This is a genomic window from Streptomyces sp. NPDC021212, from assembly GCF_044332925.1.
Taxonomy (GTDB): domain Bacteria; phylum Actinomycetota; class Actinomycetes; order Streptomycetales; family Streptomycetaceae; genus Streptomyces.
Genome location: NZ_JBIRPZ010000009.1, coordinates 177,182 through 203,222 on the forward strand (window position 1 = coordinate 177,182; position 26,041 = coordinate 203,222).

Annotated in this window: 3 protein-coding genes (1 of these 3 only partly in view); all 3 read left to right on the top strand. The window is 75.3% G+C overall.

From position 1 onward, the window contains the following. Tightly spaced (each overlapping or abutting the next), the 3 genes in view from ACH4SI_RS24810 to ACH4SI_RS24820 form a layout consistent with a single transcriptional unit that may run on beyond the window. Entirely contained in the window at positions 1–14,196 is a 14,196-nt protein-coding gene (locus ACH4SI_RS24810; protein WP_398299103.1) for an SDR family NAD(P)-dependent oxidoreductase, read from the top strand. After that, positions 14,193–19,016 carry an amino acid adenylation domain-containing protein gene (locus ACH4SI_RS24815; protein ID WP_398299105.1) on the top strand — a complete coding sequence of 1,608 codons (4,824 nt, stop codon included), beginning with the start codon at positions 14,193–14,195 and terminating at the stop codon, positions 19,014–19,016. The genes ACH4SI_RS24810 and ACH4SI_RS24815 overlap by 4 nt, the downstream gene beginning before the upstream one ends. Beyond that, a protein-coding gene (locus ACH4SI_RS24820; RefSeq protein ID WP_398299107.1) for an SDR family NAD(P)-dependent oxidoreductase crosses the window boundary here: on the top strand, positions 19,017–26,041 show its start. Its footprint extends 13,393 nt past the window's final position; only the first 7,025 of its 20,418 coding nucleotides appear in the window; its start codon is at positions 19,017–19,019; its stop codon lies off the right edge, out of view.

The window sequence follows — 26,041 nt, forward strand, 5'->3', positions numbered from 1 at the left end:
GTGGAACCGCACCAGGCCATTCGCTGCCGTCTGACCCTCACCAGCGCCAACCCGATCGTGGACGACCACCGGGTGCACGGCGTCCGCACCCTGCCGGGCGTGACGTTCCTCGACATCGTCTACCGGCTCCTCGACGAGCGGGGCTTCGCCCTCGACCGCACCGAGCTGCGCGACGTCCTCTTCATCGAACCGGTCGTCACCACGGACGAGTTCGACCGCGAGATCGAGGTCACGCTCGAACCGGGGCCCTCCGGCCACCGGGTGCGGGCCCGGAGCCGCAAGCTGCCGACGCACCGCCCCGCGGAGCCGGAGGACACCCAGGACACTTTGTGGACCGCGCACATGGAGGCCGAGCTGCGTCTCGGCACGCCGTTTCCGGAAGCCCGGCCGGCTTCGGCCGGTACGGAGACGGAGGAGGACGGGACGGCGCGGCGGGAGGACGTCGAACGGGTCTACGCCCTCGGCCGGGCCGCCGACATCCACCACCGTCCCTTCATGAAGTGCCACGGCACCATCCACCACCGGGCGGACGGGCTGCTCGCCGAGATCGCGCTCGGCGAGGAGGCGCGGGAGAGCGACGGGGACTTCCTGCTCCACCCGGCCGTGCTCGACGCCGCGACGATGCAGAGCTACGCCGTGGCCTTCCTCGGTGACGAGAGCGACCCCCGGCCGCTGATCCCGTTCCACATCACCGCCTTCCGGGCCCGTGGACCGCTCCCCCACGCCTGCCGGGTGCGGCTGCGGGTGCGGGACGGCGCGGCGCCGTCGAGCGACCTGCTCACCGTGGACATCGATCTGCACGACGCGGACGGGCGCCTGGTCGCCCGGTTCGAACGGCTCGCCCTGAAGCGGATCAGGTCACGGGAACTGATCACGCGTCTCACCCGTCCCGACGCGCCGGCCGACGCGCCTTCCGTACCAGCCGCACCGGGCGCACCCGCCTCACCGGCCGCTTCGGAGGCGGGTCCGGACGCCGGGGGACACCTGGGACACGTCCGTCAGGAGGTCGTCCGGGCCGTCCAGGCGCTGCTGGGCGACTCGGCGGCCGGCCCCGTGGCCCCCGACCAGGGCTTCTACGAACTGGGTCTCGACTCGACCCAGTTGCTCGCCCTGGTCAGGACGCTGGAGCAACGCTGGGGGATCGATCTGTACCCCACGCTGCTCTTCGAGTACACGACGGTGGACAGCGTGGCCGCCTACCTGGCCGGCCTGGTTCCGGCCGACGAGGCGACCCCCGCCGACGAGCCCGCCCCGGCCGACGCCGCCGCCCCGGCCGACGAGGCCGCCACGCTCTGCCTGACCGGCGGCTGGAGCCGGGACGACACACCGCCGCCCACCCGGGGCCGGCAGCCGCGAACGGTCCTGCTCGTCGCCGACGACGGCGCCTGGGAGGCCCGCGTGCGCGAGGCCGTGCGGCGGCTGCCCGGCGCGCCCGACGTCCCGGTGGCCCGCCCCGGTTCGTACGAGGACTACCGGACGCTCCTGGGCGGCCTGGCGCGCCGCGACCGACTCCCGGACGCCGTCGTCCACCTGGGTCCGGCGGCCGGGCCCGGCGGCGTGGCCGCCCTGCCGGAGGCCGTCGAGCAGGCCGCCGCCTCGCTGCTCGCACTGAGCCGGGCACTGCTGGAGGCGCCGGCCGGCACGGCGGAGGACACCCGGCTGCCGCTGCTGCACCTGGCCGCCGCGGACGGCGAGTTGGCGGCGACCGTGCCCGGAGCCCTCAGCGGGCTGGCGCAGACCGTCCGCATCGAGCAGCCGCGGCTGCGCCCGACCGTCGTGGAGCTGGGCGGCTCCGCGCGGCCGGAGGACGAGGCGCTGAGCGCCCTGCTGCGGCGCGAACTGGCCCAGGACACCGAGCCCTGGGTGCGCTACGAGGGCGCACGGCGCCATGTGCGCCGCTACCGCGAGGTGCGGCTCGGGGACCCGGATCCGCTGCCGCTGCGGGACCGCGGGGTCTACCTGGTCAGCGGGGGCAACGGCGGGCTCGGCCGCCTGTTCGCCGAGCGGCTGGCGCGGGACGTGCGGGCCCGCCTCGTCCTGTTCGGCCGCTCCGCACCGGACGCCGCCACCCGGGCCGGGCTGCGCGCGCTGGAGCGGCACGGCGCCGAGGTGAGCTACGTACGGGCCGACGTGGGCGACGCGGCCGACGTGGCGCGCGTGGTGCGCGAGGCGCGCTCGCGGTTCGGGGAGATCCACGGCGTGATCCACGCGGCGGGTGTGCTGCGGGACGGGCTGGTGCGGCACAAGACGGAGGAGGACGTCCGCCGCGTCCTGGCGCCCAAGGTGCGGGGCGTGGTCCACCTCGACGAGGCGACCCGGGACGAACCGCTCGACTTCTTCGCCCTGTTCTCGTCGGCGACCGGCACCGTCGGCAACGCGGGACAGTCCGATTACGCCGTCGCCAACGCCTTCCTGAACGCCTACGCCCGGCAGCGCCGGGCCGCCGCCGGGCGACCGGGCCGCAGCCTGGCGCTGGGCTGGCCGCTGTGGGCGGACGGCGGCATGCGCGCCGACGAGCCGACGGAGGAGTACTTCCGCAGGCACGGGCAGATCCCGCTGCGCGCCGGCGCCGGTGCCGCCGCCTTCCTCGCGGGGCTGGGCCGCGAGGAGGCCGATCTCGTCCTCTTCCACGGCGACCGGCAGCGGATCCTGCGCTCGCTGGACGCCTCGCGGCCCGGCGCCCCGTTCGACCTGCGGATGGCGGCGCCGTCCGGTACCGAGGCGCCCGAGCGGGCGCCCGGGGGCGTCCGGGTGTCCGAACCGGCGCCCGCCGCGGTGTCCGGCGCGGTGTCCGGGCCCACGGCGGCCGGCTCCCCGGGGGAGATCGCGGTCATCGGCCTGGCGGGCCGCTATCCGATGGCCTCGGACCTGGACGAACTGTGGGCGAACCTGGCGGCGGGACGTGACTGCGTCAGCGAGATCCCCGAAAACCGCTGGCCGCGGCGGGACTTCTACGACCCTCGGCGGAACACCCCGGGCCGCTCGTCCAGCAAGTGGGGCGGCTTCCTCGGCGACGCCGACCGCTTCGACCCCTCCTTCTTCCAGATCACGCCGCGCGAGGCCGAGGCCATGGACCCGCAGGAGCGGCTGTTCCTGGAGACGGTCTGGCACACCATGGAGGACGCGGGGCGCACCCGCGAGGCGCTGGCCGGCTCCCGGACCGGGGTGTTCGCGGGCGTGATGTTCAACCAGTACCAGATGCTGGGTCTGGAGGCGCCGGAGCGGCTGCCGGTGCTGCCCTCGTCGTTCTCCTCGTCGGTGGCCAACCGGGTGTCGTACTTCTTCGACTTCCGCGGGCCGAGCCTGGCCGTGGACACGATGTGTTCGTCGTCGCTGGTCGCGATCCATCTGGCCTGCCAGAGCCTTCGTTCGGGCGACTGCGACATCGCGTTCGCCGGCGGGGTCAACGTCATCACCCACCCGTACAAGTACCTCCACCTCAGCCAGGTCGGGTTCGTCTCCAGCGACGGCCGCTGCCGCAGCTTCGGGGCGGGCGGCGACGGCTACGTGCCGGGCGAGGGCGTGGGCGCGGTGCTGCTCAAGCCCCTGGAGCGGGCGCTCGCCGACGGTGACCGGGTGCACGGTGTGATCAAGGGCAGCGCGGTCAACCACGGGGGCCGTTCGGGCGGGTTCTTCGTACCGAACCCCGCCGCCCAGGCCGAGCTGCTGCGCGAGGCGCTGGACCGCTCCGGGGTGGACCCCGACACGCTCGGCTTCCTGGAGGCGCACGGCACCGGGACCTCGCTCGGCGACCCGATCGAGATGTCCGCCCTGGAGCGGGTGTTCGGTGGCCGTGTCCCCGGTGCGGAGCCGATCCCGATCGGCTCGGTGAAGTCGAACATCGGCCATCTCGAACCGGCGGCGGGCATCGCCGGGCTCACCAAGGTGCTGCTGCAGATGCGTCACCGCACGCTGGTGCCCTCCCTGCACGCGGACCGGCTCAACCCGGCCGTGGACTGGGACGCCACGCGCTTCCGGGTCCAGCGCTCCGCGGCCCGCTGGGAGGAGCCCGTCGCGCGCGGCGGGGAGCGCCTGCCGCGCCGGGCGGGGGTGAGCGCCTTCGGCGCGGGCGGCGCCAACGGCCATGTGATCGTCGAGGAGTGGCCGGGGGACCGGGAGCCGTCGGGCGCCGAGGAGCGTCAAGGCCCCCATGTGGTCGTGCTGTCCGCGAAGAAGGAGGAGAACCTGCGGCGGCTCGCCGAACGCTATCTGGCCCTCGTCGGCGAGGAGGCACCACCGGCCCGTCCGGACGGCCAGCCGCGCACCGGCCGCCCCGGGCCCGCCGCCGCGCGTCCCGCCCGGTCCGAGGTGCTGGCCGAGCTGAGCCGTATCGCGGGCGAGCTGTCCGGCCTCGCCGGGGCGACCCCCGACCCGGACGCCGGGCTGGACGAATGGGGGCTGGACGCGGCCGACCTGCGCCGCTTCGAGCAGGAGATCGCCGACCGCCTGCCCTCCGACGGCCCCCGCCCCCGCCTCGACCTCGGCTCCACTCTCACGTGGGTGGCCGACCGGCTGACCGCCGGCACCGGGCAGGCGGGCGCGCCGGACCATGGCGCCCCCGCGCCGGACGCCCCCGGTGTGCCTTCGCTCGCGTCGATCGCGTACACGTCCCAGACCGGCCGGGAGGCCATGCCCGAACGGCTTGCCCTGGTCGTTTCCGACACCGGTGAACTGCGCGAGGCGCTACGGGACTTCCTGCGCGGCGGCGGCACGGGCGACCGCGTGCACCGCGGCACCGCCACACGCCCCGCCTGGCAGGGCGGCCGGGCCGGGCGGGAGTCGCCGGACCACCGCGACCCGGACACCCTGGCCCGGCTCTGGGCGGACGGGCGACCGGTCGACTGGCACGCCCTGTACGACCGGGGCGCGCCGCCCAGGACCGACCTGCCCCTGTACCCCTTCACCCGGCGCCGCTGCTGGGTCGAGGCCACCGGCTCGCCGGTGCGGCCCGCCGGTGACGGCACCCCGGAGGAGACGGGCCCGGAGTTCACGTACGTCACCACCTGGCGGCGGACGCCGGTGCCCGAGGGGCCGGCGGCCGAGCCCGCGGGTCCGGTGCTCCTCGTGTACCCGGAGGCGGGGCGCGCCCTGGCCGACGCCCTGGCCGACCGGTATCCGCACCGGACGGTGGTGCGCGCCGAACTGGGCACGCGCACCCGGCGGCTGGGCGAGGGCCGCTGGGAGGTGGACCGGGCCGCCCCGGAGGCGTTCGGCGAACTGCGCACGGAGCTGACCCGCCCGGGCACGGTGTACTTCCTCGGCGGGTTGGGCGATCCGGCGGGGGAGGCCGTGCCGGGCGATCCCGGGGCGGGGGATGCCGGACCGGACGCGATGGCGGCCCTGGAGCGGGCCGAGGAGCTGGGCGTACGGGCGTTGTTCCGGTGCGCCCGGGAGCTGGCCGTCCCGCTTGCCGGCAGCGCCCCGCTGAGCTGGAAGATCGTCACCCATGACGTCTGGGCGGTGGACGGCGCCGAGCCCGCCCGGCGGCCGTACGCCGGTGGTCTGGCGGGCCTGGCGCGGGTGCTGGAGAACGAACACCCGCGCTGGACCCTCCCGGTCGTGGACCTGGGCCTCGGCGGAATCCTGCCCGGCCCTGCCGACCCGCGCTGGGGCGAGCTGGCGGACCGGATCGTCGCCGAGCCCGCGGAGTGTGGCCTGCGGGTCGCCCACCGCGCCGGGGCCCGCCACGTACAGGCGCTGCGGCCTGAGGCGCTGCCCGCGCCGGTGCCCGGCACGATCCGGACCGGCGGCACGTACGTGATCATCGGTGGTGCGGGCGGCATCGGGCTGGAGACGGCCCGGTTCCTGGCCCGCGACCATGCCGCCCGGGTGGCCCTGATCGGGCGCGGCCCGCTGGACGACGAGCGGCGGCGCAGGATCGCCGACGCCGACCCGGACGGCTCCCGGCTGGCCTACGTACGGGCGGACGCCTCGGACGTGGCGAGCCTGCGCGCGGCGCTGGACCGCGTCCACGAGCGGTTCGGACCGGTCCACGGCGTGGTCCACTCCGCGCTCGACCACACCACCGGCGCGCTGGTCCGCCACCTCGACGAGGCGGACCTGCGGGCGGGCCTGGCGGCCAAGTCCGGGGTCAGCGTGGCGCTCACCGAGGTCTTCGGCGGCGAGCCGCTGGACTTCCTGCTGCTGTACTCCTCCGCGCAGTCCTTTCTCGGCGACCCCGGACTCGCCCCCTACGCCGCCGGGTCGACCTTCCAGGACGCCCTGGCGGCCGCCCTGGACCAGCGGATGCCGTACCCGGTGCGGGTCGTCGACTGGGGCCACTGGGGCACGGTGGGCGCGGCGGCGACGGACAGCCACCGCAAGAGCCTCACCGCACAGGGGTTCCGCTCCATCTCGCCGGACGAGGGCCGGCTGACGGTGCTGCGGACCCTCGGCGGTGACTGCCCGCAGGTGCTCGCGCTGCCCGCCGAGGCGCGGCTGCTGCGGCGGCTGGGTCTGGAGGCGGCGGGGTCCACGGAGAACACGAGGACGGTAGCGGTCACGGAGACGGTGGGGACGATGGAGGCCACGGAGACGGTGGGAACCGCGCGGACGGCGGGCCGGAGCCCGGAGGCCGTCCCGCCGGTGTCCGCCCCGAGCCTGCTGGAACACGACCTTCCGCTCGACGCGTCCGGCGCGGCGGCGATCGCGGACTTCCACGCCCTGGACGGACGGATGGCCGATGCCGCCCGCGGCTGGCTGCTGCGGCTGCTCGACGGCATGGGCGCCTGGCAGGGCCCGCACGACGCGGCCGACGAGCGGACCGTGGGCCGCCGCATCGGCGTCGTACCGCGCTACGAGCGGCTGCTCGGCACGGTACTCGGCCTGCTGCACGAGGCGGGGCTGCTGCGGCTGACCGCCGACGGCTACGCCCCCGAGCCCGGGGCGCTGGACCGGTGCCGCACGACCGATCACGCCGCACGGCTGGACGAGCTGGCCGACGACCGCGCCGACCTCGCCGTCTTCGTACGGCTGCTGTCGCTGTGCCTCGGCCGCTACCCCGAGCTGCTGCGCGGCGAACTGATCGCGACGGACCTGCTCTTCCCCAGCTCGGGCACTTCCCTCATGGAGGGCGTCTACAAGGGCAATCCGATCAGCGACGTCTACAACGACGTGCTCACCGCGTGCGTGCTCGCCCATGTGCGCGAGCGGCTGCCGGCCCTGGCCGACGGCGAGCGGATCAGGATCCTGGAGGTGGGTTCGGGCACCGGGGGCACCTCCGCCGGGCTGCTGCGTGCCCTGGAGCCGTACGGCGACCGGCTGGAGTACACGTACACCGACCTGTCGGCGGCGTTCCTGGCGCACGGCAGGCGCGAATACGGCGACGCCTATCCGTTCCTGCGCTTCAAGCGGCTGGACGCGGACCGGGACCTCGGAGAGCAGGGCTTCGCGCCCGGCTCGTACGACCTGGTGGTCGCCGCGAACGTCATCCACGCCACCCGCGACATCCGGCGCGCGCTGGGACACATCAAGGCGGCGCTGCGCGCGGGCGGCTGGCTGCTGCTCAACGAACTCACCGCGGTCACCGTGCAGTCCACCGTCACCTACGGGCTGTTCGACGGCTGGTGGAGCCACGACGACACCGCACTGCGCCTGCCCGGTTCGCCGCTGCTCGACGCGGCGGGCTGGCGCGCCGCCGCCACGGCGCTCGGCTACTCCGACTTCGCCGCGCTCCCCGGCGACCGGTGGACCACCCGCAACTTCCAGCACGTGCTGATCGCCCAGAGCGACGGGACGCCCGTCACGACGGAGGCGGAGGAGACCGGAGCGGTGGCCACCGCGGGCACGGGAGCGGCCGGGGCGGCGGAGAGCGACCGGGGGCGGCTGCGCGCGTCGTTCCAGCGGGACGTGCTCCGGCTGACGTCCGACGCGTCCGGGATCGCCCTCGACGACCTCGATCCCGATCAGGAGCTGGGCTCGTTCGGCTTCGACTCGGTCAGCTACAGCCTGCTGGCCGGGCAGCTCAACGAGTCGTTCGGCTTCGACATCACCCCGACCGTCTTCTACGAGACCGCCACGCTGCGCGCCCTGATCGACAAGCTGGCGTCCGACTGGCCCGCGGTGCTGCGCGAGAGGTACGCAACGGAGCCCGCCGCCCCGCCCGCGACCCCCGCCCCGCCCGCGACCGCCGCCCCCGCTCCGGCTCCGGCCGCCGCCCCGGCCGCCGCGCGGGGCGACGAGCCGGTGGCCATCGTCGGCATGGCCGGACTGCTGCCCGGCAGCGCCGACCTCGACGCGTTCTGGCGCCATCTGGTGGCGGGCGACGACCTGGTCACGCCCGTGCCGACGGACCGTCCCGCCTTGCGATCCGTCACCCACCCGGGTGCGTTCATCGACGGTGTGGACCTCTTCGACCCGCTGTTCTTCGGCATTTCCCCGCGCGAGGCCGAGGGCATGGACCCGCAGCAGCGTCTCTTCCTCCAGACGGTCTGGACCGGTCTGGAGGACGCGGGGATCGCGCCGGGCAGCCTGGCCGGTTCCACTACCGCGCTGTTCGTCGGCGTCGGCTCGAACGACTACCAGGAACTCCAGATGGCGGCGGGTGCCGAGATCGACGCCTACGCCGCCACCGCCAACACCCACTCGATCCTCGTCAACCGGATCTCCTACCTCCTGGATCTGCACGGCCCCAGCGAGCCCGTGAACACCGGCTGCTCCAGCTCCCTGGTGGCGCTGCACCGGGCCGCCGAGGCGATCCGCGCCGGTGCGTGCGAGGTGGCCGTCGCGGGCGGCGTCAACCTGCTGCTGTCGCCGCGCAATTACGAACTGCTCGACCGCACCGGGATGCTCAGCCCGCGGGGTCGCTGCCAGACCTTCGACAGCGCGGCGGACGGCTTCGTCCGCGGCGAGGGCATGGGCCTGGTGGTGCTTATGAGCCGCGACCGGGCCCGGGCGGCCGGGCACCGGGTCCGGGGCTGGCTGCGCGGCAGCGCCGTCAACCACGGTGGCCGGGCCCGCTCCCTGACCGCGCCCAACCCCGCCGGTCAGGCGGGGATGCTCGTCGAGGCGTACCGGCGGGCGGGCGTCGACCCCGCCACCGTCGGCTACATCGAGACGCACGGCACGGGCACCGAGCTGGGCGACCCGGTCGAGGTCGACGGTCTGAAGACGGCGTTCGCCCGGCTGTTCGCGGACCGGGGGACCGCACCGCAGGAGGACGCGTACTGCGCTCTCGGAGCGGTGAAGACCAACATCGGCCATCTGGAGTCGGCGGCCGGGATCGCCGGGGTGCTCAAGGTCCTGCTGGCCATGGAGCACCGGACGCTGCCGCCCTCGCTCCACCTGCGCCGCCCCAACCCGTATCTGCGGCTGGAGGGCAGCCCGTTCCGCCTGGTCACCGAGGCGGAGGAGTGGCGGAGGCGGCACGACGGGCAGGGCCGCGAGGTCCCGCTGCGGGCCGGGGTCAGCTCCTTCGGCTACGGCGGGGTCAACGCGCACGTCGTCCTGGAGGAGGGCGAGACCTGGCAGGGCGGGGCGCCGTCCGCACCGGCCCTCCCGGAGGAGGTCTTCGTGCTCTCGGCGAGGACGGCGGACGCGCTGCGGGCGTACGCCGCCGCACTGGAGGCGTACGTGGCGGGCCTGCCCGCCGATGTCCTCCGGCGCACCTGGGCGGACATCGCGCACACCCTGCGGGTGGGCCGGGACGCCATGGAGCACCGGCTCGCGGTGGTGGCCTCCGGCCCGGCGGAGCTGACGGCCGCGCTCGCCGCCTGCGCCCGCGGTGAGGCCCCCGCGCCCGGCGCCGGGCTGTTCACGGGCACCGCCGGGGCCGCCGGTGCGCCGCACCGCTCGCCGCGGCCCGGTGAGGAGGGCCCGGCGGCGGACCCCTGGGCATTGGCCCGGATGTGGGCGGACGGCGCCGAGGTGGACTGGAACCGGCTGCCGGGGGACCGCCCGGCCCGGCTGCTGCCGTTGCCGGCCTACCCCTTCGAGCGGACCCGCCACTGGTTCGAAGAGCCGAGGGCGGCCGGTGCGGCCGAGATCACCGGACCCCCGCAGGCCGCCGAACACCAGGCGACGGCCGGGGAGGTGGACGATCTGCTCTACACGCCCCGGTGGGTGGCCACCGATCCGCCGCCGGCCGGGGGGCGGCCCGCCACGGAGGGCCCCGTCTGGCTGGTCCACACCGACGACGGGACGGCCCTCGCGGACGCCCTCGCCGACCGGCTCGCGCCCCGTCCGGTCGTCAGGATCCGGGCCGACCAGCCGCGTCAGCTCGACGCCGGGGGCCTGGTGCCGCCGGCCACCGTCCACTTCCTCGCCGGGGTGCGGCGGCCCGCCGCCGCGCTGCCGGGCGAACACCTCGGCGCGCTGGCCACCGCCGAGGAGACGGGGGTACTCGCCCTGTTCCGGCTGGTGAAGCGGTTGTTCGGGCAGCCGGCCGGCGGGCCGGGCATCGAGCTGACCGTGGTCACCAGCGACGCCTGCCCGGCCGCGGAAGGGCCGCTCGCCCTCCCGGCCTCCGCCGCCCTGTGGGGGTTCGCCAAGTCCCTGCGCCGCGAATGCCCCGGCTGGCGGATCGCCACCCTGGACCTGGCCTGGGACGAGGTCGTGCGCGACCCGGTGGCCGCGGCCGGCCGGGTGCTGGCCGTGACCGGTCACCCCGGCGCCGAACTGGCCGTACGCGACGGCCGCTTCCTGCGGAACGTCCTGGAACCGGCGGAGCGGACGCCCGCCGCGCCCGCCCGGCCGCCGCACCCGGAACGGCTGCGCGCGAACGGTGTCCATGTGGTGATCGGAGGCGCCGGGGACGTCGGGCTGGACGTGGCCGCGCACCTGGTGCGCCACCACGGCGCCCGGGTGGCCCTGGTGGGCCGGAGCTCGCTGGACGGGGAACGCCGCGCCCGCCTCGAACGGATCGACCCGAGCGGCGAACGCTGGGTCCACCTGCGCGCCGACGCGGCGGACCCGGAGCAGCTGCGGCGGGTGGCGGACACCGTGACCCGGCGGTTCGGACCGGTCAACGGCGTGGTGCAGGCGGCGAACGTGCTGTGCGACGGCGCGCTGCACACCACCGGCGAGGCGCGCTTCAGGCAGGGCCTGGAGTCCAAGACCCGGACCACGGCCGCCGTGGTCGACGTGTTCGGCAAGGAGCCGCTGGACTTCCTGCTGATCTTCTCCTCCGTCCAGTCCTTCCTGGGCAACCCCGGGCAGAGCGGCTACGCCGCCGGATGCGCCTTCCAGGACGCGTACGCCCATGCCCTGGCGGCCGGACTCCCGTACCCCGTACGGGTCGTGAACTGGGGAGCGTGGGGCACATCCGCCCTGGTGGAGCGGCACCGGGACCGGCTGGCGGCGGCCGGGGTGACACCGATTCCGCCCGCTCGGGGGCTGCGGGCCATGGACGAGGTACTGGGCCGGGAAGGAGTTCAGATGGCAGTGGTATCGGGCAGCGCGGAGTTCCTCGCCGGACTCGGCGTACGGCGGGTGACCGCACCCGCCGACGCGGCGGACGCCACCGGCGCCGAGGGCCATGACGAGGACTGGGGGCCCGCGCTGCTCGCGGACGTTCACCGCCTGGTCTGCGAGGCGGCCAAGGTGAGCGCCGAGGCGCTGCGCCCGGACGCGGAACTCGGCCGGTTCGGCTTCGACTCGATCGCCTACACCCGGCTCAGCCACACCTTCAACGAGACCTTCGGCCTCGATGTGACGCCCGCGTTCTTCTTCGGCATCTCCACGACGCTGGACCTGGTCGCGAAGATGACGCGCACCCATCCGGAGGAGCTGCGGCAGACGTACGCCCCCCAGGCGCCCGCTCCCACCCCCGCCCCCGTGCCCGTCACCGAGCCGGTACGCCCCCGTCCCACCGGCGACACGCACCGCGATGCGTACGGCGACGCGTACGCGGACTCGTACGGCGACGCGGTGGCCGTGGTCGGCATGGCAGGGAAGCTGCCGCAGTCCGAGGACCTGGACGAGTTCTGGGCCCATCTGGCCGCGGGCGACGACCTGATCACCGAGATCCCCGCCGACCGCTGGGACTGGCGCGGCATCTACGGCGACGCGGAGCCCGGCGAGTTCAAGACGCTCGTCAAGTGGGGCGGCTTCATGCGCCGGGTGGACGAGTTCGACCCGCTCTTCTTCGGGATCTCCCCGACCGAGGCGGAGGCCATGGACCCGCAGCACCGGCTGGCCCTGGAGGCGGTGTGGTCCTGCGTCGAGGACGCCGGCATCAGCCCGTCCGCGCTCGCCACCACGGACACCGGGGTGTTCCTCGGCGCCGGCACGTACGACTACTTCGAGATCCAGCACGCCTTCGCCACCCCGCTGGACGGCTACAACTCCATCGGCCGGTCCCATGCGATCCTGGCCAACCGGATCTCGTACGTGCTCGATCTGCGCGGGCCGAGCGAGGCGATCGACACCGCGTGCTCGTCCTCCCTGGTGGCGGTGCACCGCGCGGTCGAGGCGATCCGGCACGGCGACTGCGCGATGGCGCTCGCCGGCGGCGTCAACGTCGTCGCCTCGCCCACCCTCCACGTGGACACCAGCCAGGCCGGAATGCTCAGCACGGCCGACGGACGCTGCAAGACCTTCGACGCGCGGGCCGACGGCTACGTCCGGTCGGAGGGCGTGGGCGTGGTCCTGCTCAAGCGGTTGTCGGCGGCGATCGCGGACGGGGACGTCATCCACGGCGTGATCAGGGGAAGCGCGGTCAACCACGGCGGGCGCACCAACTCGCTCACCGCCCCCAACCCCGATGCCCAGGCAGCGGTGGTGACCAAGGCGCACCGGCGGGCGGGCATCGACCCGCGCACGGTGACGTATGTCGAGACGCACGGCACGGGCACCTCGCTGGGCGACCCGATCGAGATCGAGGGCCTGCGATCGGCGTTCGCGACGCTCTACCGGGAGTGGGGCGTGACCGAACCCCCCGCCGCCCACTGCGCGCTGGGCGCGGTGAAGAGCAACACGGGCCATCTGGAGGCCGCCGCCGGCATGGCGGGGCTGTTCAAGACGCTGCTGGCGATGCGGCACGGGGTGCTGCCGAAGAACCTCCACATCGAGGAGGTGAACCCGCATCTGAGGCTGGACGGCAGCCCCTTCGGCCTGCTGCGCGAGGCCCGTCCCTGGCAGCGGACGCGGGACGCCGAAGGCCGTGAGGTGCCGCTGCGGGGCGGCGTCAGCTCGTTCGGCCTCGGCGGGGTGAACGCCCATGTGGTGGTCGAGGAGTTCCGGGGCGCGGGCGAGCCCGCGCCCGCGGCCGGTGGCCCGGGGATCTTCGTACTGTCGGCCCGGGACGGGGAGCGGCTGCGCGCCCACGCCACCCGGCTCGCGGAGTGGCTGCGCGAGCCGCCGGCCGGTGCCGGTCCGGCCTCGGTCGCCCGCACGCTCCAGACCGGCCGGGTCCCGATGGACGAACGGCTGGCGATCGTCGCCGACGACCTGGCGGACCTGCGCGGAAAGCTGCTCCGCTGGCTGGAGGGCGACGCGGCCGTGGCGGGAGTGGTGAGCGGCAATGTCCGCGCCCTCGGCACGGGTTCGGATCTGCTGCTGGACGGACCCGAGGGCCGGGAATACCTGCGGATGGTCATCGCGGGAGGCAAACGGGAGAAGCTGGCGCGGCTGTGGGTGGGCGGTGCGCCCGTCGACTGGGAGCTGCTGTGGCCGGACGGCGCGCCGCGCCGGATTCCCCTGCCGACGTATCCGTTCGCCAGGGAGCGCTACTGGCTCCGGCCCGGTGAGCACTTCGAGCGGGGTCGGGCACCCGAGGCGTACGAGGTGCCCGAGGCACCCGAGGCGCAGGAGCCGTACGAAGCGGGCCCCGCCGCCGAGCCCGAGCCCGTGCCCGCCGCCGAGCCCGCGCCCGCCGCCCCGGTGGAGGAGGCCGGCGAACCCCTGGAGAGCACCATCGCCACCCTGCTCGGAGGCCATCTGGGCATCGACCCGGCCGGGCTGCTGTCCGACCGCGTCCTCGCCGACTACGGCGTGGACTCCCTCGGCCTGCGCAGGCTCTCCCGGGCGCTCGGGGCGCGGTACGGCGTCACCGTTCCCGCCCGGTTCTTCTCGACGGACAAGACCATCGCGGACCTCGCCCGCACGTTCCGCGAGATGTTCCCGGAGCCGCTGGACGCCGCCCCGGTGGACACCCCGGGGCCGGACGACGGGTTCCGCTCCCTGCTGGACGGGATCTCCTCCGGGCGGGTCGCCGTCGAGGAGGCGCTCACGCGGCTGGGAAGGGGAACGGCCCGATGACCGACAACCTGAGGGAGGTCCTGGAGGCGGTCGCGGACGGCCGGCTCACCGAGCAGCAGGCCCTGCCGCTGCTGCGCGCGCTCACCACCCCGGGCGTCCTCGCCGCGCCGGAGGCCCCCGTCGCGCCGGAGTCCTCCCCGGTCGAGGAGGACACCTACCCGCTCAGCCGGGGACAGGCGGCGCTGTGGGCCATCCAGCAGAGCGCGCCCGGCACCACCGCCTACAACCTGCCGCTGGCGCTGCGGCTGCGCCCGGACGCCGACCCCCGGCACCTCCAGGGCGCCCTCTCGGCGGCCGTACGCCGCCATCCGAGCCTGCGGATCAGCGTGCGGCAGGGCGAGGACGGTCCGGTGCAGACCGTCTCGGACCGGGGGATCACGCTGGAGGAACGGGACCTGTCCCACCTCACCGGGCCCGAACTCATGGAGCGGATCAGGCAGCTGATCCACACCCCGTTCGACCTGGAGCACGATCCGCTCCACCGCGCGTACTTCGTCCGCGCGCCGGGGGAGGCCGGTCCGCTGCTGCTGCTGGTCTTCCACCATCTGGTCACCGACGGTGTCACCAGCCATCTGCTGCTGCGCGACCTGGTCGCCGACTACGAGACGCTGGCCCGTGGCGGAACGCCCGTGCCCGGTGAACCGGCCACGCCCTACAGCCGGTTCGTGCGGTGGCAGCGGGAGCGGCTGGCCGGCCCGGACGCGGCGGCGGACCGCGCGTACTGGGCCCGCCGGCTGAAGGGCGCGTCCACCTCGGCCGTCCTCGACCGGCTGGTGGACCACCGGCGGGTGGGGCCGCCGGACTACGTGGGGTCGAGCGTGCAGCTCGAACTCGACGCGCCGGCCTGGGCCGCGGTGCGCACCGCGGCCCGGGAGCTGCGGCTGACGCCGTTCAGCGTGGTGTACGCCGCCTACGTGTGGCTGCTGCACCGCTACAGCGGCCAGGACGACATCTGCGTGATGGTCCCCACCGACGGACGGCCCACCCAGGACTTCGACCGGACCGTCGGCTACATGATCAACCCGGTGGTGCTGCGCACCGCGTGCGGGCCGGGCATGACCGTCCGCGAACTGTGCGCGTCGGTGCACGAGGAGCTGCTGGACGCGGAGGACCACGGCGACCACCCGTTCGCCGCCGTCGTGGACGACCTGAGGCGGGAGGGCAACCCGGACGCCTCGTTCGACATCGGCTTCTACCTCCAGCAGGGCGTCGGCAAGGACCTCGACATGGCGGCCGGGCAGACGCTCGTGCGGGACGCCCTGGCCGTCACCCAGGAGGGCGAGTCCGACCTCGTCCTGGAGGTGGTGGTGCGTGAGGACCGCGCCCTGGTGTACGTCAAGTACGACCCGGAGCAGTTCACGCGGCCCACCGTGGAGCGCTTCGCCGACCACTACCGGGAGTTGCTGGCCCGGATGACCGAGGACCTGGACCGGTCACTGGACACCATCGAGGTGGCCGGCCCGCGCGAGCGCGCGCTGCTGCACCGGGTGAACGCGACCACCGTCCGGCACCCCGGCCCGCCGACCGCCGTCGGCCTGGTCCTGGACCAGGCGGACCGCACGCCGGACGCCACGGCGGTGGTGGACGAGGACAAGAGCCTCACCTACCGCGAACTCGTCCACCGGACCGAGGTGCTGGCCGACCGGCTGCGGAAGGCCGGGGTGCGTCCCGGTGCGCTGGTGGGCGTGGCGGCCGAGCGCCGCGCCGAGCTGGTCGTCGCCCTGCTGGCCGTCCACCGTGCCGGGGCCGCGTACGTACCGCTGGACCCCGGATTCCCGCCCGACCGGCTGGCGTTCATCGTCTCGGACGCGGGGCTCACCACCGTGGTGACGGACGCGGCGTCGGCGCCCGCCCTGCCGCCGGACAGCCAGGCCGACCCGGTCCTGCTGGACGAGATCGACTGGACGTCCGCGACACCGCCGGTTCCGGAACCGGTGCCCGCCCCGGCCGACATCGCCGGCCACACGGCGTACGTCCTCTACACCTCCGGCTCCACCGGCAGGCCGAAGGGCGTGGAGATCACCCACGGCAACCTGGCCAACTTCCTCGCCGCCATGGCGGAGCGGCCCGGCTGCGCCGAGGGCGACCGGCTGCTGGCCGTCACCACCGTCAGCTTCGACATCGCCGGGCTCGAACTGCTGCTGCCGCTCACCCGGGGCGCCTCGGTGGAGATCGCCCCCACCGAGGTGGCGCGCGACGGCCTCGCGCTGCGGGAGCTGCTGGAGAGGTCCGCGCCGACGATCGTGCAGGCCACCCCCGCCACGTGGCAGATGCTGCTCGCGGCGGGCTGGAACGGGCGGCTGAACGGGAAGATCCTGTGCGGCGGCGAGGCCCTCACCCCCGAGCTGGCCGGCAAACTGCTGGTCCGCGCCGACGAGGTGTGGAACATGTACGGGCCCACCGAGACGACGATCTGGTCCTCCACGGCTCGGGTGCGCCGCCACGGGACGGTGAGCGCCGGTACGCCGATCGCCAACACCCGGTTCCATCTGCTCGACGAACACCGCAGGCCGGTTCCGTTCGGCACCGTGGGCGAGCTGTACATCGCCGGGGACGGCGTGGCCCGGGGCTACCTCGGGCGGCCCGAGCTGACCGCCGAGAAGTTCCCCGACGGCGGGTTCCTCGGCGAGAGCGGCCGGCTGTTCCGGACCGGCGACGCGGCGCGCCATCTCCCCGACGGCGGGCTGGAGATCCTCGGCCGCCTGGACCGGCAGGCCAAGCTGCGCGGCTACCGCATCGAACTGGGCGAGATCGAGGCCGCGCTGCGCCGCACCGGGCTCGTCGAGGAGGCCCGGGTGGTGCTGCGCGACGACGCCGCGGGGCATCCGGCCCTGATCGGGTTCGTCCAGGTGCCGGAGCCCGCCGCGGGGGAGGAGGAGCTGGTGGACCGGCTGCGGGAGCGGCTGGCGGCGTGGCTGCCGGGCTATATGGTCCCCGCCCGGCTGATCCCCTTGGAGTCCCTCCCGCGGACACCGAACGCGAAGATCGACACCGGCCCGCTGGGACGGCTGGGGCTCGAGGAGATCGTGCGCGATTACGGCCACCGGTCCGCCCGGCCGCCCGCCCCCGGCGCCGGCCACGCTCCGAAGCCCGCCGACGCACCCGTGGGCGACGCGGCGGGCGATGCGGCGGCGGCGCTGCGTGAGGAACTGCGCGGCTGGGTGGCCGAGATCGCGCGCGTGCCCGCGGAGCAGATCTCGGCCCGCCGGCCGATCGGCGACTACGGCTTCGACTCGATCCGCTTCACCCGGCTCAGCGCGGTCCTGCGCGACCGGCTGCGGGTGACCGTGGCGCCCACGGCGTTCTACGGCCATCCGACCCTGGACGCCCTCGCCACCCACCTGCTGACGACGTTCCCGGAGCAACTGGCGGGGCGCCACCAAGCCGCCCCGCCCGCCGAGGCCGCGGAGGCCGCCGAGGAGCGGGGCCCGGCCGCCCCGGTGTCCCCCGTCCGCCCGGCCCGCCCGGTGCGTACGGTCCGCACCGTCCTCGCCGACCCCGACGACAGCGGCTATCCGCCGGTGGCGATCATCGGCATGGGCGGCCGGCTGCCGGAGTCGGACACGCTGGAGGAGTTCTGGGGCCATCTGTCCGGAATGCGGGACCTGGTGCGTCCGTACCCGATGGAACGCGGCTTCTCGCGCGCCCTGTTCGGGCGCTACGCGGACGGCGACCCCACCGCCTTCCAGGGCTCCTTCGTCCGGGACGTGGCGGGCTTCGACGCCCAGCGCTTCCGCATCTCCCCGCGCGAGGCCGCCCAGATGGACCCCCAGCACCGGCTGCTGCTGCACGCCGCGCTCGGAGCCGTGCAGGACGCGGGCGTGGCGCCGGGGGAGTTCGCCGGGAGCCGGGCGGGCGTCTTCGTGGGCATCACGGGCGCCGACTACTTCAGCCTGCTCGGCCACGAGCGGGAGACGGACGACCACTTCCTCCTCGGCAACGTCGCCTCCGTGGCGGCCAACCGGATCTCGCACCTGTTCGACCTGCGGGGCCAGAGCACCATCTACGACACGGCCTGCTCCAGCTCGCTGGTGGCCATCCACCGGGCGGTGCGCTCGCTCCAGTTCGGCGACTGCGACACGGCCCTGGCCGGCGGGGCCAACCTGCTGCTGTCGCCGTACGGGTACCTCGGTCTGCGCCGCGCCGGAATGCTCAGCCCGGACGCCCGGTGCAAGACCTTCGACGCGAGCGCCGACGGCTACGGGCGCGGCGAAGGCGTCGTCCTGCTGCTGCTCAAACGCCTGGACCGGGCGCGCGCCGACGGCGATCCGGTGCACGGCGTGATCATCGGCTCGGCGGAGAACCACGGCGGCCGCACCCACTCGCTGACCGTCCCCAACCCCCGGGCGCAGGCCGATGTGGTGGTCCGCGCCCACGAGGCGGCGGGTACGCCCGCGTCGGTGGGCTACATCGAGACCCATGGCACCGGCACCGCCCTGGGCGACCCCATCGAGGCCGAGGGGCTGAAGGACGCGTTCGCCCGGCTCCTCGCCCGGGAGGGGGCGGACACGGCGCGGATCGCCCTGGGGTCGGTCAAGACCAACATCGGTCATCTGGAGGCGGCGGCGGGCGTGGCCGGGGTGGTGAAGGTGCTGCTGGCGATGCGGCACCGCACGCTGCCCGGGCTGGTCCATCTGACCCATCCCAACCCGATGCTCGAACTCGACGGCACCCCCTTCCACTTGCAGACGCACACCACCGCATGGGATCCGCCGCGCGACGGCGCGGGACGGCCCCACCCGAGGCGGGCGGGCGTCAGCTCGTTCGGCATGGGCGGCAGCAATGTGCACGTCGTACTCGAAGAGGCAGAGGAACAGTAGATGGTTGACAAGCAGACGGCCTCTTCGCGGAGCTATGTCGTCCCGCTGTCCGCGTCCGGCCCCGGGCCGCTGGCGGAGTACGCCGACCGCCTCGCGCGGTGGGCCGCGGACCGCTCGGGGGAGGGCCGGGACTCGCCGGCCACGATGGAGCGCCTGGCGTACACCCTCCAGACGGGGCGGGAGCCGCTGGGCGAACGGCTGGCCCTGGTCGTGTCCTCGCTCGGTGAACTGGCCGAGCGGCTGGCGGCGTTCGCGGCCGATCCGGGCGGCGACCACGACGCGGCGCGCGGCAGCGTCGCGGCCGACGCCCCAGGCGACGCGGAGGCGCCCGGCGACGGTCCGGGCGAGCCGGCCGCCGTTGAGCCGCGGGAGCTGGCCCGGCTGTGGGCCGGCGGCGCGGACGTGGACTGGCGGCAGCTGTACGGGGACGGGCCCGGCCCGGCCCGGCTGTCCCTGCCCGCAGCGCCCTTGTCCCCCCGGCAGTACTGGCTGGCCGAGCCGGACCCGGCCGCCCCCGGCCAGGGCTCCGCCGCCGCGAGCGCGCCCCGGCCGCTGGCCGCGGCGCCGGTTGGCGACGCCGAGGGCCCGGAGTTCGCCACGACGTTCACCGGCGACGAGTTCTTCCTGCGGGACCACGCCATCGGCGAGATGAAGATCCTTCCTGCGGTCGCGGCGCTGGAGCTGGCCGTGGCCACCGCGGCGGGGACCGGACGCGGCACGGTGCGCACCGTGTCCGACGTCCTGTGGGCGCGGCCGGTCGTCGTCACCGACCGGCCGGTGCGCGTCCGGCTGCGGCTGACGCCCACGGCGGACGGGCTGAGTTACGAGGTCAGGCGCGGCGGTGAGGACGGCGGTGCCGACAGGACCGGCGAGCTGTGCTCGGCCGGCCGGATCGGCTTCGCCCGCGCCGACGACTTGGCGGACGAGTCTCCCGTACTCGACCTGGCGGGGATCCGTGCCCGCTGCCCGCGGACGGTCACGGGCGCCGAGTGCTACGCGCTGTTCGATCGGCTCGGCGGCGGCTACGGGCCCAGCTTCCAGCCGCTGCGTTCGCTCGTGCACGGCGAGGCCGAGGCGCTGGCCCGGGTGGAGGTGCCGGAGGCGGCCGGCCTGCCCCTCGACCGGTTCACGCTGCACCCCTCCCTGCTGGACGGCATGCTCCAGGCCGCGCTGTGGACCGCCGACGACCCCGAGGCGACCCGGGAGCGCAAGCTCCCCTTCTCGCTCGGCTCGCTGGAGATCCTGCGCCCGCTGCCGCGCCGCGGCTATGTGCACGCCGTGCCCGCCCCCGCCTCCGGGTCCGCCTCGCCGGGGCGGGACACCGGCCACGACCTGACGCTCACGGACGACGAGGGCCGGATCGCGCTGCGCCTGCGCGGGCTGGTCACGCGCGCCGTGGGCCGGACGCACGCCCTGGGCACCGCCGGTACGGAGGGCCCGGAGGCGGAGACGCTCGCCTTCGAGGAGGTGTGGGAGCCGTCTCCGGCCGCCGCGAACGGCACGGCGGACGCGGACCCCGGCCCCGATCCCGTCTTGGTCGTGGGCTTCGGCGACCGTTCCGTGGCGGCGCCGGGCGGAACGGCGCTCGCGGTGCTGCCCGGCGACACGTTCGCCGAGACCGGCGACGGCGGGTGGCGGCTCCGGCTGGACGACGAGGACCACTGGGAGCGGCTGTTCGCCCGGCTCGCGGCGGAGGGCCGCGGCCCCGCCGCCGTCGTCTGGGACGCCGCGGCCCTCCCGGCGGACGACGGCTCGCCGGACCGCGCGCTGCCCCTGCTGTCCGGCCTGTTCCGCGCCTGGTCCCGGGCCCGCACCGGGCGCCCGGTGCGGCTGCTGTACGTGTACGAGACCACCGGTGGCCTCGACGACGTGCACGCCGCCGCGCTGGACGGACTGGCCAAGGCCGTCGCCAACGAGCAGCCCGACTTCCTGATGTCGGTGGTCTCCGTGCCGCCCGGCTCCGCCGGGGAACGCGCCCGTATCGCCGCCCGGGAACTCGCGGCGGACCGGCACGCGTTCGCGGTCCGCCACCGGAACGGCGAACGGCACGTACGGCGGTGGAGGCCGATCGCGGACTTCCCCCGCTTCCCTGGCGCGCACATCGGCCGGCCCGCGCTGCGCGAGGACGGCACCTATCTGGTCACCGGGGGCCTGGGCGGTCTCGGCCGGATCCTGGTGCGCCACCTGGCGGCCCGGGGCGGCCGGGCGCGGTTCGTGCTCACCGGCCGTTCCCCGCTGGACGGGCAGCGGGAGCGGGAGCTGGCGGCGCTGCGCGCCGACGGCATCGACGCCGTCTACCGCCCGGCCCGGCTGGGCGAACCGGGCGCGGCGCAGGCACTGACCGAGTGGATCCGGGCCGAGTTCGGCGCGCTGCACGGAGTGCTGCACCTGGCCGGCGTCACCGACGACGCCCATCTGCTGCGCAAGAGCGCGGCGGACATGGCGGCGGTGCTGGCGCCGAAGGTGCCCGGCACGGTCGATCTGGACCGCGCCACCGCCGACCAGCCCCTCGACTTCTTCGTGCTCTTCTCCTCCGTGTCCGGCGCCGCGGGCTCGCCAGGCCAGAGCGACTACGCCTACGCCAACCGGTTCCTAGACGGCTTCGCCGGGTGGCGCGAGGAGCTGCGCCACGCCGGGCGGCGCTCGGGGCGCACCCTGTCGCTGCTGTGGTCGCTGTGGGAGGACGGCGGCATCCGCATGGGCATGGACGCGGCGGCACAGGACCGGATGGTGGACGAGGCCGGGCTGCGGGCCCTTCCGTCCGCCGAAGGGCTGGCCGCGTTCGACGCCGCCTTCGGGCACGACGGTGACCATGTGCTGATCGCCCGGGGCCGCCCGGAGAAGGTGCGCGGGCTGCTGGCGGACGCGGGCGACCGCGCGCTGCCCCGGCCGGTCGCGTCCGCACCGGCCCCCGGGGGCGCCGAGCCGGTGTCGGAGCTGGTGTCCGGGCAGCTGCCGGGCGCGGACGACGGGAGCGAGCGGGCCGAAGGGTTCCTGCGGGGCGTCCTGGCCGAGGTGTTCGGCATGGCCGCCGAGGAGATCGAGCCCGAGACCGCCTTCGAGGCGTACGGCATCGACTCCATCCTGGTCATGGATCTGACGGGCAGGCTGGAGGAGCACTTCGGTCCGCTGCCCAAGACGCTGTTCTTCGAGTACCAGGATCTGCGGTCGCTGACGGGGTACTTCACGGCGCGGCACGCCGGGACCCTGGCGGCCCTGGCGCCCGCGCCCGAACGCGCCGCCGTACCCGAGCCCGCCACGGCCGTACGCGCCGTACCCGAGCCCGCCGCGTCCGAGTCCGCAGCGCCCGAGCCCACGGCGGGGCAGGACGAGCCGATCGCGATCGTGGGCGTCAGCGCGCGCTTCGCCGGCTCCGACGACCTGGACTCCTTCTGGGAGAACCTGCGGGCCGGCCGGAACCTCATCACCGAGATCCCCGCCGAACGCTGGGACTGGCGGGACTACGACGACGCCACCGAGGCCGACCGGGCCGTCCCGTACAGCCGCTGGGGCAGCTTCATCGACGGCATCGACCGGTTCGACCCGCTGTTCTTCGGCATGTCCCCGCGCGAGGCCGAGATCATCGACCCGCAGGAGCGGCTGTTCCTCCAGACGGCCTGGCACACGCTGGAGGACGCCGGATACACCAGGGCGGCACTGCGCTCCGGCCGGGTCGGCGTCTACGTCGGGGCGATGTACGCCCTGTACCAGCTCTACGAGGGCCACGACGGGCGCATCGCCGCGTCCTCGTACGCCTCGATCGCCAACCGCGTCTCCCACGTCATGGGCTTCCAGGGCCCCAGCCTGACCGTGGACTCCATGTGTTCCTCGGCCCTGAGCGCGATCCACCTCGCCATCCGTGACCTGCGGTCCGGTGAGGCGGAGGTGGCGCTCGCCGGGGGCGTGAACCTGCATGTGCACCCGTACAAGTACCGCTTCCTGGGGCAGGGCCAGTTCACCTCCGGCGACGGCCTGTGCCGCAGCTTCGGCGAGGGCGGCGACGGCTATGTGCCCGGCGAGGGCGTCGGGGCGGTGCTGCTCAAGCCGCTGAGCCGGGCGCTGCGCGACGGCGATCACGTGTACGCCACGATCCTGGGCAGCGCACTGGGCCACGGCGGCAAGACCAACGGCTTCACCGTCCCCAATCCGCTCGCCCAGGGCGATCTGATCGGCAGGGCCGTCGAGCGGGCCGGGGTCGCACCCGGGTCGATCTCGTACATCGAGGCGCACGGCACCGGGACCGCGCTCGGCGACCCGATCGAGATCCGCGGGCTGACCCTCGCCTTCGAGGGTGCTGGGCTGCCGCCGGGGAGCGTGCCGATCGGCTCGGTCAAGTCCAACATCGGGCATCTGGAGTCGGCGGCGGGCATGGCGGCCCTGTGCAAGGTGCTGCTGCAGATGCGGCACCGCACGCTGGTGCCCTCGCTGCACTCCGACACGCTCAACCCGAACATCGAGTGGGCGGAAGCGCCGTTCGCCGTGCAGCGCGAGCTGACGCCGTGGCATCCGGCGGGCGGCAGCGGGGTGCTGCGCGCCGGGATCAGCTCGTTCGGGGCGGGCGGGGCCAACGCGCACCTGGTCGTCGAGGAGCACCGGCCGGACCGGCCCCGGGCGTCAGGAGAGGGGCCGTGGGTCTTCCCGTTCTCGGCGAAGACCCCGGAGCGGCTGCGGGAGGTCGCCCGCCGGTTCGCCGGGTTCCTGGCCCGGCACCCGGAGGCCGACGTGGCGGCTGTGGCCCACACGCTCCAGGTGGGCCGGGAAGCCCTGGCCGACCGGCTGGCCGTCGTGGCCTCGTCGGTGGACCGGCTCGCCGCCGCGCTGACCGCCTTCGCCGAGGGCGGCCCGCTGCCCGGCGGGGTGTGGCAGGGCAGCGTGCGCGGCGCCTCGCGCGACGGCGGCGCCCGGGTGTCGCGGGACGAGGTGCGGCAGGCGGTCGAACGGCGCGACGCGGCGGCCGTCGCCGCCCTGTGGGCGGACGGCGGGGCGCCCGAGTGGCGGCTGATGTACGACGCCGGCGCCGAGCCCGGACGTCTGCCGCTGCCCGGCTACCCCTTCGAGGAGATGCGCTGCTGGATCACCGGCGGTGACACGCTGGTGGCCGGGCACCGTACGGACGCCGCCCCGGCGGGGGCGGTGGCACCCCATCCGCTGCTCGACCGCGTCGACCCGGCGGAGAGCCTGGACGGAGCCCTCGCCTTCGCCGCCCGCTTCGGCCCCGATCATCCGCTGATCCGGGACCACCAGGTGGGCGGGGTGCGGCTGCTGCCCGGTGTGGCGGTGCTGGAGATGGCCCGCGCGGCGGCCGGGGAGGCCGGTCTCGGGGAGCGGGCGGTGCTGCGCGCCGTGCGCTGGCTCAGGCCGCTGACCGTGGACGGACAGGAGCGTCCCGCGTGGCTGTCGCTGCGCCGGACCGGGCGCGGTACGGGCTTCGAACTGCGCGGGCGGGACGGTGCGGCACCGGTGGTGTTCGCGCAGGGCGCGGTCGAGCCGCTGCCGGACGGCACGGAGGACGGCGACGACGAGCGGGTGTCCCTCGACGCGATCCGGGAGCGCTGCGGCCGGCGGCACGACGGGGCCCGGCTCTACGCGGACTTCGCCGCCGCCGGGCTGGTCTACGGGCCGGTGCTGCGCGGGGTGGAGTGGATCGCCGAGGGCGACGGCGAGGCACTGGCCCGGCTGGCCGTCCCGGCCGCGGCCGGCGCGACGCCGGCGGACTGCGTGCTGCATCCGGCGCTGCTGGACAGCGCGTTGCAGACGTTCGCCGTCCTGCGCGACCGCACCTCGGGGCAGGCGATGGTGCCGTACGCGGTGGAGGCCGTGGAGATCCGGCGGCGGCCGGCCGAACGGGGTTACGCACACGTACGGACCGCCGGGCCCGACCGCTACGACATCGCGCTGCTGGACGACGACGGCCGGGTCTGCGTGCGCCTGCGCGACCTGGCGCTGCGTCCCGCCCCCGCTCCGGAACGGGACGTACCGGGCGACGCGACCGCGCGGTACGACGGCTCGGACCAGCTGGGTGAGGTGCTGTTCGCGCCGCGCTGGGTCGTGCTCGACGACGAGGACGGCCCCGCTGCCCCGGCCGCCGACGGCGTGGTGTGGATCGTCCACGACGAGGGCTCCGAACCGCTGGCCCGGCAACTGGCGGACCACGGCCCGGGCCGGCCCCTGCTGGTGCGGGCCGACGGCGGCGAACTGCCGGACCTCGACGCGTCCGTCCTGCCCCACACCCTGTACTTCCTCTCCGGCACCGCACGGCCCGGTGAGCGCCACGACAGCCCGGCGGACCTGGAGGACGGCCAGCAGCGCGGCGTCCTGGCCCTGTTCCGCCTGGTGAAGACGTTGCTCGCACACGGCGCCGCCGCCGGTGCGCTGCGGCTCGCCGTGGTGACCGAGGACGTCTGCGCGGTGGAACCGGACGGATCCGGCCATCCCGTGAACAACCCGTTCGCGGGCGGTCTGCACGGTCTGGCGATGTCGCTGGCCCAGGAGTATCCGCGCTGGCGGGTGACCGTGGTCGACCGCGCGAGCGAGGACGACCCGCGCGCCTCGGCCCGGACCCTGGTCCGGCTGGCCGCCGGCCCGGCCGCGTCCCGCCCGGCAAGTCCGCTCGCCCTGCGGGCGGACTCCGTGTACCGCAGGAAGCTGGTGCCGGTGCCGCCCGCCCCCGTGGAGCGGGGACGCCTGCGGCGCGGCGGCGTCTACCTGCTCCTGGGCGGGGCGGGCGGCATCGGCCTGGAGATGACCGACTGGCTGGTGCGCGAGTTCGGCGCGAAGGTCGTGCTGGTGGGCCGCAGCGCCCTGGACGAGCGGCGCCGGGAGCGGCTGCGCCGGATCGACCCCGACGGCCGGTCGGTGAGCTACGAGCGGGCCGACGCGGGCGATCCGGCGGAGCTGGAGCGCGTGGTGCGCGACACCGTGCGGACGCACGGCGCGCTGCACGGGGTGGTCCACTCCACGATCGTGCTGCGCGACAAGAGCGTGGCCAACATGGACGAGGCCACGTTCCGGGCCGCGCTGGACGC

What these genes read in the sequence shown, in the direction of transcription:
- ACH4SI_RS24815 (WP_398299105.1), top strand. Translation starts at nt 14,193, where the DNA reads ATGACCGACAACCTGAGGGAGGTCCTGGAGGCGGTCGCGGACGGCCGG.